Genomic DNA, 10,363 nt, shown 5'->3' with positions numbered 1-10,363 from the left:
GGACGGCCCGGGGGCGGGTGAGGCACCATGAGGGGCAGCCGAACACGACGAACCGCCCATCTCGGCAGTCGTCCCGTGGCCAACGCACGACAGGGGGAAACCGGGCATGTCAGAGGCCATCCGCGGGGCGCCGGCCCCGACCGCCGCCGGTGCCGGCGCGCCGCCGCTCATCGGCATCACCACCTACCAGGAGCCGGCCCGCTGGGGGGTCTGGGTGCGCGAGGCCGCGCTCCTGCCGGTGCCCTACGTCCGCGCCGTCGAGCGGGCCGGCGGGGTCCCGGTCATGCTGCCCCCGACCGCGAGCCTGCGCGGGGTGGACGCGCTGGTCGGGCGGCTGGACGGCATCGTCCTCGCGGGCGGCGGCGACCTCGATCCCGAGCTCTACGGGGCCGCCCGGCACGCCCTGACGGGCCCGCCGCAGCCGCAGCGCGACCGCTTCGAGCTGGCGCTCGCCCGCGCGGTCGTGGACGCCGGCCTCCCCTTCCTGGCCACCTGCCGGGGGATGCAGGTCCTGAACGTGGCGCGCGGGGGAGCGCTCGTCCAGCACCTGCCGGAGGCGGTGGGCCATGACGGGCACGCGCCGGAGAGCGGACTGGTCGGCTCGCATCCGGTGCAGATCAGCGCGACCAGCCTGGTCGGCAAGGTCATGGGCGACCACGCCGACGTGCCGACCTACCACCACCAGGCGGTGAGCCGGCTCGGCCGGGGCCTGGCGGCGGTGGCCTGGGCGGAGGACCAGGTGGTCGAGGCCGTCGAGCTGCAGGGGCACCGCTTCGGCCTCGCCGTCCAGTGGCACCCGGAGGAGTCCGGCGACGGCCGGCTGTTCGAGGCCCTGGTCGCCGAGGCCGCCGGCCGCTGACCCGGACCGGCCCGCTGCCCGGGCCGGCGCGATGCCCGGCGCGGGCGGGGATTGACCCGGCGGCCTGGGGGAAGCGATCCGGTACATCTCGCCGCAGACCCCCGGAGGCCGCCGCATGCCGCTGCACCCGCAGACCGTGAGCTTCCTGGAGTTCGTGGCGGGCTGGACGGCGCTGCCGTCCGGCGCGGGGGGCGCGGCGGAACCGACGATCGAGCAGCTGCGGGAGAGGGCCGCGGCGGTGCCGTCCCCCGCCGGCCCCGAGCTGCCGGAGGTGCGCGACCTCACCGTGCGGGGGCCGGGCGGCCCCGTCCCGGTGCGGCTGTACCGGCCGGAGCCTGCGGAGCGCGGGCCGCTGCCCGCGGTCGTGTACCTGCACGGGGGCGCGTGGGTCCTCGGGGGGATCGACGACGTGGACGCCACGTGCCGCGACATCGCGGCCGCCGCCGGATGCGCCGTGCTGAACGTCGGCTACCGGCTGGCGCCCGAGCACCCGTTCCCCGCCGCCGTCGACGACGCCTGGGCCGTCGTGGCGTCCGCGGCGCGCGAGCCGCACCGCTACGGCGTCCTGCCCGGCGCCCTCGCGGTGGCCGGGGACAGCGCGGGCGGCAACCTCGCCGCGGCGGTGGCGCTGCTCGCCCGCGACCGCGGCGTGCCGCTCGTCCACCAGCTGCTCGTCTACCCGGTGACCGACACGGCCATGGACGCCCCGAGCTGGCGGGAGTTCGGGACCGGGTACGCGCTGGACGCCGGCACGCTCGCCCGGTTCATGGAGCTCTACCGGGCCGGCGCCGACCCCGCCGACTTCCGGCTCGCCCCGCTGCGCGCCCCGGACCTCGCCGGCGCCGCCCCCGCGACCGTGATCACCGCGGAGTACGACATCCTGCGCGACGAGGGCGAGGCGTACGCGCGCCGGCTCGCCGCCGCCGGGGTGCCGGTGGAGGCGCGCCGCTACGACGGCGTCGTGCACTCGTTCTTCCTGCTCCCGGAGCAGTTCGACGCCGGTGTCCGGGCGCGGGAGTTCGCTGTGCGACGATTGCGCGCGGCATTCGACGTGCGGACGCGGGAGGCGACCGGCCATGGGCAGCGGGCGGTATGACGGCTACGAGCGGCTGAAGATCGACTGGGCGGCGGACGGGGTGCTGCGCGTCGTGCTCAGCACGCCGGGCAAGCTCAACGCGGTCGACGCGACGGGGCACGGGGAGCTGGCGGAGATCTGGCGGGACGCCGACGCCGACGACGCGGTGCGCGCGGTCGTCGTGCGCGGCGAGGGGACGGCGTTCTCGGCGGGCGGCGACCTCGCCATGATCGAGGAGATGATGGCCGACCACGGTGCCCGGCGCCGCATCATGCGCGAGGCGCGCGACATCGTGATGAACCTGGTGAACTGCTCGAAGCCGGTGGTCAGCGCGGTGCAGGGCCCGGTGGTGGGCGCGGGGCTGGCGGTGGCGCTGCTGGCCGACATCTCCGTCGCCGGCCGCACCGCGAAGATCATCGACGGGCACACCCGGCTGGGCGTGGCGGCCGGGGACCACGCGGCGATCGTGTGGCCGCTGCTGTGCGGGATGGCGAAGGCGAAGTACTACCTGCTGCTCAACGACGTCCTGACGGGGGAGGAGGCCGAGCGGATCGGCCTGGTCTCGCTGTGCGTGGACGACGGCGAGGTGCACGAGCGCGCCCTGGAGATCGCCGGCCGGCTGGCCGCCGGGCCCGCGGAGGCGCTGTCGTTCACCAAGTACGCGCTGAACAACTGGCTGCGCCTGGCGGGCCCGACGTTCGACGCCTCGCTGGCGATGGAGTTCTTCGGGTTCACCGGCCCGGACGTGCGGGAGGGCGTCGCGGCCATCCGGGAGAAGCGCCCGCCCAAATTCGGCTGAGGGCGCCCCCCGCGCGTTCCGGCGTCAGTACGACTTGGGCAGTCCCAGTTCGTGCTGGGCGATGTGGGCGAGGACGAGTTCCTCGGCGACCGGGATGTTCTTGGCGATGCGGGCGTCGCGGAACATCCGGGCGATCGGGTACTCCAGCGAGTACGCCATGCCGCCGTAGGTCTGGAACGCGCGGTCGGCGGCCTGCCAGGCCGCGTCGGCCGCGGTGAGCTTGGCGATGTTGGCCTCCGAGCCGCAGGGGCGGCCCCGGTCCCACAGCCAGGCGGCCTTGTAGGTCATCAGCCGCGCCAGCTCGACCTGCGCCTTGATCCGGGCGAGCGGGAACGCGATGCCCTGGTTGGTGCCGATCGGCTTCCCGAACGGCGCCCGGTCGGTGGCGTACTCGCAGGCGAGGCCGAGCACCAGCTCGCCGGAGCCGACGCCGCCGGCCGCGGCGAGGATGCGCTCGGGGTTGAGGATGTCCCACAGGACGGCGAACCCCATGTCGACCTCGCCGATGACGCGCTCGGCGGGGACGCGGACCTCGTCCAGGAACACCGTGCTGGACGCGACCGTGTTGGTGCCGAGCTTGGGGATCGGCTGGTAGGTCAGCGTGCCCTCGGCGACGGCCTCCTTGAGGTCCACCAGCAGGACGGTGAAGCCCGACGTGCGGGGGCGCGCCTCGGCGGCCGGGACCGTCCGGGCGACGAGGATCATGTGGTCGGCGCGCTCGACGCCGGAGATCCAGATCTTCTGGCCGCTGACCACGAACGCGTCGCCGTCGCGGCGGGCGCTGGTGGTGATGTTGATCGAGTTGCTGCCCGCGTCCGGCTCGGTGATGGCGAAGCAGGTCTCCAGCTCACCGGAGGCGATCTTCGGGAGGAACTCGTCCTTCTGCTCCCGGGTGCCGTGGCGGGCGATGGTCAGCCCGCCGAACGCGGGCGTGAGCAGGTACATGAACGAGGCGGCGCCGCCGGCGCCGCCCTCGGCGAGGGCTTCGAGGGCGACCGCGAGCTCCAGCAGGCCCTGCCCCCCGCCCCCGTACTCCTCGGGGACGGCCAGCGCATGCCAGCCGCCGGCGACCAGCTCCCGCCAGACCTCCTCGGGCCAGCGCTTGTCCGCGTCGCAGCGGCTCCAGTACTCCTGGTCGTACTTCCCGGCGATCGCCAGTACGCCCTCGCGCACCGCGGCCGCGCTCTCCGGCAGGTCGAAGTCCACCGCGCCTCCCTCGCACTCGGCTGTCGGCCCCACGTTAGCCCATCGAGTAAGTAGTCACTGACGGTCGGGGCGGGTCAATGAACGCCGCCGTCCCGGGTAGGGGACCCGGCACGGCGGCGAGGCGATCGCGTGGCCCGGGCGGAGCGTCCGTGCCCCGCGCCGAGACGAGGGAGCGAACATGCGACCGCGCGACATGTGGATGCTGGCCGGAGGGCGCTGGAGCCAGGGCGCCGGGGAGCGGATGTTCACCGTCACCGACCCGGCGCACGGCGGCCCCCTCGGGGTGGTTCCCGTCTGCGGGAGCGGCGACGTGGACGCGGCGGTCGCGGCGGCCCGGGCCGCCGCGCCGGGCTGGGCGGCGGTCCCGGCCGCCGAGCGCGGCGCCGCGCTGCACGCCGCCGCGCGGGCCGTCGAGGCGCGCGCCGCCGAGCTGGCCGCCCTGGTGACCGCCGAGATGGGCAAGCCGTCCGGCGACGCGCTCGGCGGTGTCGAGGCCGGGATCGGGACGCTGCGCCAGTACGCCGAGCTCGGCCCGCTGCACGGCGGGCGCAGCCTGCAGGGCGGGTGGGACGCCGCCGACTTCATGGTCCGCGAGCCCCTCGGGACCGTCGCGGTGATCACGCCGTGGAACGACCCCGTCGCCATCGCCTGCGGGCTGATCGGCGCCGCCGTCGCCACCGGCAACACCGTCGTGCACAAGCCGTCCGAGCGGACCCCGCACACCGGCGCCATGCTCGCCGAGCTGATCGCCGGGCGGCTGCCCGGCGGCGTCCTCAACCTCGTCACGGGGGACGCCGAGGTGGGCGAGGCCCTCGCCGGCCACGGCGGCGTGGACGTCGTGGCGCACGTCGGCTCGACCCGCGCGGGCCGCCGCATCGCCGGGCTGACCGCCGGGACCGGGGCCAAGGTCCTGCTGGAGAACGGCGGCACCGACCCGCTGATCGTGGACGCCGGCGTCGACCCGGAATGGGCCGCCGCGCAGGCCGCCACCGGCTGCTTCGCCAACGCCGGCCAGATCTGCACCTCGGTCGAGCGCGTCTACGTGCACGAGGCCGTGGCCGCCGCGTTCGAGGAGGCGCTCGTCCGCCGGGCCCGCGGCCTGCGGATGGGGCCGGGCGCCGACCCGTCCACCGAACTCGCCCCGCTGGTGGACGAGCGGCACCGCGCCCAGGTCCACGAGCAGGTCGAGAAGGCCGTCGCGGACGGCGCGCGGCTCCGCGCCGGCGGGCGGATCCCCGAGGGCCCCGGCGCCTTCTACCCGGCCACCGTCCTCACCGGCTGCACCGACGCGATGGCCGTGATGGGCGAGGAGACCTTCGGGCCGGTCGCGCCCGTCCGCACCGTCGCCTCGTTCGAGGAGGGCCTGGCGGCGGCGCACCGCGGCCGCTACGGCCTCGCCGCGACCGTGCTGACCCGCGACCCGGCCTACGCGCAGGCGGCCTGGCGCACCCTGAAGACCGGCACGGTGAAGATCAACGCGGTGTTCGGCGGCGCTCCCGGCGGCGCCGCGACCCCGCGCGGCGCCAGCGGCCGGGGCTTCGGCTACGGCCCCGAGCTCCTCGACGAGATGACGGCCGTCAAGGTCGTTCACCTGCAGACCGTCATCCCTTGACGGCCACGTAGCGGGTGACCATGCGGGCGACGAAGTCCGCGAAGCGCTCCGGGGGGCCCGAGGGCAGCATCAGGTGGCTCATGGTCAGCCGCACCGCGGCGTCGGCGATCTCGGTGACGGCGTCGCGGTCCAGGTCCGGCCAGTGCCGCAGCGCGTGCTCGGCGATGCGGGCGCTGGCGGTGAACAGCACCGGCTCGGCCTGCGTGGTGAGCAGCGGAAGCAGCTCGTCGCCGCCCGCGCCGGTCAGCACCGCCTTCTTCAGCTGGTCGTCGGCGGAGGTCTCCAGCGTGTACATGACCGCCGCCGTCACCGCCGAGTACAGGTCGTCGTGCGCGGACAGCGCCGCGTCGATGCCGTCGAGGTAGCGCTCGTTGTCGCGGACCACCACCGCCTGCGCCAGGCCCCACTTGTCGCCGAACTCGTTGTAGACGGTCTGCCGGCTCACCCCGGCGGCCGCCGCGACGTCCCGCATCCGGACGCCGCGGTAGCCGCGCTCCACGAGCAGGGATGCGGCGGCGTCCAGGAGGGATTCGCGCACGGAACGGCCGGTGCCCATGAGTCGTCGATCCTCCGCGGGTGATCGTGGGGTGGCGGCCCCACCGGATCATTATCACCCGGACGCCCCGTCCGGTGACCGGCCGCCCGCCGGTCACCGGCCCGCGCCCGCCTCTCTAGAGTGAGGCGCGTCGCGCGAGGCGAGGTGAGGAGGGCCGGTGGGCGGGATCCTGGTGGCCAACCGGGGCGAGATCGCGCTGCGGATCGTCCGGGCCGCGGCGGAACTGGGCCTGCGCACGGTGGCCGTGCGCACCCGCGACGAGGCCCCGGCGCCGCACGCCCGCCGCGCCGACGAGGTCCGGGTGCTGCCGGGGGAGGGGCCGGCCGGGTACCTCGACGCCGGCGCGCTGATCGCCGCGGCCGGGGACGCGGGCGCCGCTGCCGTCCACCCCGGTTACGGCTTCTTGAGCGAGAACGCCGGGTTCGCGGCGGGCTGCGCGTCCGCCGGCCTCGTGTTCGTCGGCCCGCGCCCCGAGCTGCTGGAGCTGTTCGGCGACAAGACCCGCTCGCGGGAGCTCGCCCGGGAGGCGGGCGTGCCCGTGGCGCGCGGCACGGCGGGGCCGGTGAGCCTCCCCGAGGCCGAGGCGTTCGCGCGCGAGCACGGCCCGGTGATGCTGAAGGCGCTGGCCGGCGGCGGCGGGCGCGGCATGCGCGTCGTCGCCGACCCCGCCGGGATGGCCGCGGCGTACGAGCGGTGCCGGTCCGAGGCGCTCGCCGCCTTCGGCTCCGGCGACCTGTACGCCGAGCGGTACGTGCCGCGCGCCCGCCACATCGAGGTGCAGGTCGCCGGCGACGGGACCGGCGCGGTCGTCCACCTCTGGGAGCGCGACTGCAGCATTCAGCGGCGGCACCAGAAGCTGATCGAGGTCGCGCCCGCGCCGGCGCTGCCCGGCGACGTCCGGGACGCGCTGCTGGACGCGGCGCTGCGCATGGCCGCCCGCGTCCGCTACGACGGCATCGGCACGTTCGAGTTCCTCGTCGTGGACGGGGAGTTCTGGTTCATGGAGGCCAACCCGAGGCTCCAGGTCGAGCACACCGTCACCGAGGAGATCACGGGGGTCGACCTGGTCAAGACGCAGATCCGGCTGGCGCTGGGGGAGGACCTCGCGGCCGTGGGCCTGGGCGCCGGGCCGCCCCGCGCCGCGGGCTGCGCCGTCCAGGTCCGGGTCAACACCGAGACCATCGACGCGGACGGCACGCCGCACCCGCGGGCCGGGACGCTGACCGCGTTCGCGCCGCCGTCCGGGCCCGGCGTCCGCGTCGACACCTGCGGGTACGCCGGCTACCGCGCGAGCCCCCGCTACGACCCGCTGCTCGCCAAGGTCGTCGCCCGCGCGGAGGACCTGCCGTCCGCCGCCGCCCGCGCGCACGGCGCGCTCGGCGAGTTCGAGATCGCCGGCGTCGCGACGAGCATCCCGCTGCTGCAGGGCGTGCTGCGCCACCCCGGCTTCACCTCCGGCGGGTTCGACACGTCCTTCGTCGCCGGCCACCTGCCCGAGCTGCTGGAGAGCGAGCACCGCCGCTACTACGTCGAGACCGCCCACGACGAAACCGATGTGCCCGCCGCCGCGGTGCCGGACGCGCCGCCCGGCACGGTCGCGGTGCCCGCCCCCATGCAGGGCACGGTCGTCAGCGTGGACGTGGCCGAGGGCGATCCCGTGCGGGCCGGGGCACCGGCCCTGGTCCTCGAAGCCATGAAGATGGAGCACGTCGTCCACGCGGGGGAGGCGGGCATCGTGCGGCGCGTCACCGCCGCACCGGGGGAGACCGTCGCCGAGGGCGCGCCGCTGCTGTTCGTCGAACCGGCGGAGGTGGCCGGCGACGACGCCGCCGAGGACACCGGGCCCGACCTCGCCGAGATCCGCGCCGACCTCGCCGAGACCCTGCGCCGGCACGAGATCGGGTTGGACGCGTCCCGTCCCGAGGCGGTCGCCAAGCGGCACGCGCGCGGCCACCGCACCGCCAGGGAGAACATCGACGACCTCTGCGACGCCGGCACGTTCGTCGAGTACGGTGCGCTGGCCATCGCCGCGCAGCGGCGGCGCCGGTCCCTGGAGGACCTGATCGAGCGCACCCCCGCCGACGGCATGGTCTGCGGCATCGGGGACGTGTCGGGCGCGCAGGCCGTGGTGATGTCCTACGACTACACGGTCATGGCCGGGACGCAGGGCCACCAGAACCACCGCAAGACCGACCGGATGCTGGACATCGCCCACCGCCGCCGCCTGCCCGTGGTGCTTTTCGCCGAAGGCGGCGGGGGCCGGCCCGGCGACACCGACACCTCCGGCGTGTCGGGCCTGGACGTGACCACCTTCCACGCGATGGGGCGGCTCAGCGGCCGCGTCCCGACCGTCGGGATCGCCGCCGGGCGCTGCTTCGCCGGGAACGCCGCCCTGCTCGGCTGCTGCGACGTCATCATCGCCACCCGCGACGCCAACATCGGGATGGGCGGGCCCGCGATGATCGAGGGCGGCGGGCTCGGCGTGTTCGCGCCCGAGGAGATCGGCCCGATCGGCGTCCAGGAGCCCAACGGCGTCGTGGACATCGCCGTGCCCGACGAGGCCGCCGCCGTCGACGCCGCCCGCCGCTACCTGTCCTACTTCCAGGGGCCGCGCGACGACTGGGAGTGCGCCGACCAGCGGGTCCTGCGGCACGTCGTCCCGGAGAACCGGCTGCGCGCCTACGACGTCCGCCGCGCCGTCGCCGGCCTCGCCGACACCGGCTCGGTCCTGGAGCTGCGGCGCGCCTTCGGGATCGGGATCATCACCGCGCTGGTGCGGATCGAGGGCCGCCCGATGGGCCTCATCGCCAGCAACCCCGCCCACCTCGGCGGCGCCATCGACCGCGACGCCGCCGACAAGGCCGCGCGGTTCCTGCAGCTGTGCGACGCCCACGGGCTGCCCGTCGTGTCCCTGTGCGACACGCCCGGCTTCATGGTCGGCCCGGAGGCCGAGCGGACCGCCACCGTCCGGCACTTCAGCCGCATGTTCGTCATCGGCGCGAACCTGCGCGTCCCGGTCATCACGATCGTGCTGCGCAAGGGCTACGGCCTCGGCGCGCAGGCCATGGCGGGCGGCGGGTTCAAGGCGCCCCTCGCGACCGTCGCCTGGCCCACCGGCGAGATCGGCGGCATGGGCCTGGAGGGCGCCGTCCGGCTCGGCTACCGCAAGGAGCTCGCCGAGGCCGGCGACCCGGAGGAGCTGTTCCGGACGATGGTCGCCGCCGCCTACGAGCACGGCAAGGCCCTGCACGCCGCCACGGTCTTCGAGCTGGACGACGTCATCGACCCGGCCGACACCCGCCGCTGGATCACCACCGCGTTCGCCGCGGCCCCGCCGCCCGGGGACGGCCGCCGCTGGATCGACACCTGGTGACGGGCGGCCCGGCCGCCCGCGTCACGGCCGCAGGCGGTCCCTGGTCCACTCCTTGACCCCGGCGACGAACGCGTCCACGTCGGCGGCCTTGCCCGCGGTCATCTCGTGGAACCAGCCCGGCACGTACTGCTCGAACCGCTCCGAGCCCAGCAGGTCCAGGACGGCCTCGGCGACCTCCTGCGGCGGCCGCCCCTCGGAGACGTCGCTCAGCGGCTCCTCGTTGCCGGGCAGCGTGAACAGCTCGGTCCCCGTGATCAGCGCGGGCTGGACGACGTGCACCCGCACCCCGGTGCCGTCCAGGTCGACCGCCATGCTCTCCCAGAACGCGGTGAGCGCCGCCTTGGACGCCGCGTAGGCGGCCTCGTGCGGCGGCCCCAGCCGCGCCGCGACCGAGCCCACCGCCACCAGCCGGCCGTGCCCGCGCGCGACCATCCCCGGCAGCAGCGCCAGCGTGAGCCGCACCGGCGACAGGTAGTTCAGCCGCATCACCTCCTCGGCGTCGGCGGGTGCGAGGTCCTGGACGCGGCGGCGCTTCGGCATCCCGGCGTTGTTCACCAGCACGTCCACGGCGCCGAACGCGCGCTCCACCTCCGCCGCGAGGCCGGCGACACCGTCCAGGTCCGCGAGGTCGGCGGCCCACATCGCCGAGTCCGGGGAGTGCTCCCGGCACCGGGCGAGCACCTGCTCCAGCCGGTCCTTGCGCCGCGCCACCAGCCCGACCCGGGCGCCGGACCGCGCGAGCGCCTCCGCCACGGCCGCGCCGATACCGGACGAGGCGCCCGTGACCAGCGCCGTCCGGCCGCCGAGCGTCACCATGTCATCACCATGGCGCCCAACGTCACACACCCGCTCCCCGTGCGGCAAGGCGGAACGCCGTGCGCAG

General features: G+C 75.8%; 8 protein-coding genes. 5 read left to right on the top strand and 3 right to left on the bottom strand.

The genetic code is table 11. The annotated features are described in order from the left end of the window. Nucleotides 1-106 precede the first annotated feature (106 nt). The 3 genes from E1200_RS08595 to E1200_RS08585 all read left to right on the top strand — a co-directional run bounded on the left by E1200_RS08595 (nucleotide 107) and on the right by E1200_RS08585 (nucleotide 2,733). A complete protein-coding gene (locus tag E1200_RS08595; RefSeq protein ID WP_131951280.1) occupies nucleotides 107-859 on the top strand; it encodes a gamma-glutamyl-gamma-aminobutyrate hydrolase family protein in 753 nt (250 codons plus the stop codon). Between the two features lie 115 nt (nucleotides 860-974). Then, nucleotides 975-1,955 (top strand): alpha/beta hydrolase, encoded by a 981-nt coding sequence (locus E1200_RS08590; RefSeq protein WP_131951279.1) that lies wholly within the window; start codon nucleotides 975-977, stop codon nucleotides 1,953-1,955. Further along, nucleotides 1,936-2,733: an enoyl-CoA hydratase/isomerase family protein gene (locus E1200_RS08585; RefSeq protein ID WP_131951278.1), complete on the top strand. Its 798-nt coding sequence runs from the start codon at nucleotides 1,936-1,938 to the stop codon at nucleotides 2,731-2,733. Before E1200_RS08590 ends, E1200_RS08585 begins: the two co-directional genes overlap by 20 nt. 24 nt (nucleotides 2,734-2,757) lie before the next feature. On the opposite strand, the gene E1200_RS08580 is transcribed toward E1200_RS08585, so the two are convergent. Further along, the gene (locus tag E1200_RS08580; RefSeq protein ID WP_131951277.1) at nucleotides 2,758-3,939 is read right to left on the bottom strand and encodes an acyl-CoA dehydrogenase family protein; all 1,182 of its coding nucleotides are present in this window, start codon (nucleotides 3,937-3,939) and stop codon (nucleotides 2,758-2,760) included. Nucleotides 3,940-4,117: 178 nt separating this feature from the next. Here E1200_RS08580 and E1200_RS08575 point away from each other — a divergent pair, with 178 nt between their 5' ends. Then, nucleotides 4,118-5,551: an aldehyde dehydrogenase family protein gene (locus E1200_RS08575; RefSeq protein ID WP_243708419.1), complete on the top strand. Its 1,434-nt coding sequence runs from the start codon at nucleotides 4,118-4,120 to the stop codon at nucleotides 5,549-5,551. Here E1200_RS08575 and E1200_RS08570 read toward each other — a convergent pair. Beyond that, nucleotides 5,541-6,107, bottom strand: a complete 567-nt coding sequence (locus tag E1200_RS08570) for a TetR family transcriptional regulator (protein WP_131951276.1) — start codon at nucleotides 6,105-6,107, stop codon at nucleotides 5,541-5,543. The two genes, E1200_RS08575 and E1200_RS08570, sit on opposite strands and share 11 nt — an antisense overlap. 157 nt (nucleotides 6,108-6,264) lie before the next feature. Here E1200_RS08570 and E1200_RS08565 point away from each other — a divergent pair, with 157 nt between their 5' ends. Beyond that, the gene (locus E1200_RS08565) at nucleotides 6,265-9,480 is read left to right on the top strand and encodes a carboxyl transferase domain-containing protein (protein WP_131951275.1); all 3,216 of its coding nucleotides are present in this window, start codon (nucleotides 6,265-6,267) and stop codon (nucleotides 9,478-9,480) included. Between the two features lie 21 nt (nucleotides 9,481-9,501). Here the strand turns inward: E1200_RS08565 and E1200_RS08560 are convergent, their stop codons facing one another. Continuing rightward, the gene (locus E1200_RS08560) at nucleotides 9,502-10,296 is read right to left on the bottom strand and encodes an SDR family NAD(P)-dependent oxidoreductase (protein WP_131951274.1); all 795 of its coding nucleotides are present in this window, start codon (nucleotides 10,294-10,296) and stop codon (nucleotides 9,502-9,504) included. Nucleotides 10,297-10,363 lie beyond the last annotated feature (67 nt).

This window comes from Actinomadura sp. GC306 (genome assembly GCF_004348665.1).
Taxonomy (GTDB): domain Bacteria; phylum Actinomycetota; class Actinomycetes; order Streptosporangiales; family Streptosporangiaceae; genus Spirillospora.
Note: the sequence above shows the minus strand (reverse complement) of the source record. Positions and strands in the feature narration are given on the sequence as shown.

Bases quoted from the DNA above. Each gene is read 5' to 3' on its own strand.
- E1200_RS08595 (WP_131951280.1), top strand. From the start codon at position 107: ATGTCAGAGGCCATCCGCGGGGCGCCGGCCCCGACCGCCGCCGGTGCC.
- E1200_RS08590 (WP_131951279.1), top strand. From the start codon at position 975: ATGCCGCTGCACCCGCAGACCGTGAGCTTCCTGGAGTTCGTGGCGGGC.
- E1200_RS08585 (WP_131951278.1), top strand. From the start codon at position 1,936: ATGGGCAGCGGGCGGTATGACGGCTACGAGCGGCTGAAGATCGACTGG.
- E1200_RS08575 (WP_243708419.1), top strand. From the start codon at position 4,118: ATGCGACCGCGCGACATGTGGATGCTGGCCGGAGGGCGCTGGAGCCAG.
- E1200_RS08570 (WP_131951276.1), bottom strand. From the start codon at position 6,107: ATGGGCACCGGCCGTTCCGTGCGCGAATCCCTCCTGGACGCCGCCGCA.
- E1200_RS08560 (WP_131951274.1), bottom strand. From the start codon at position 10,296: ATGGTGACGCTCGGCGGCCGGACGGCGCTGGTCACGGGCGCCTCGTCC.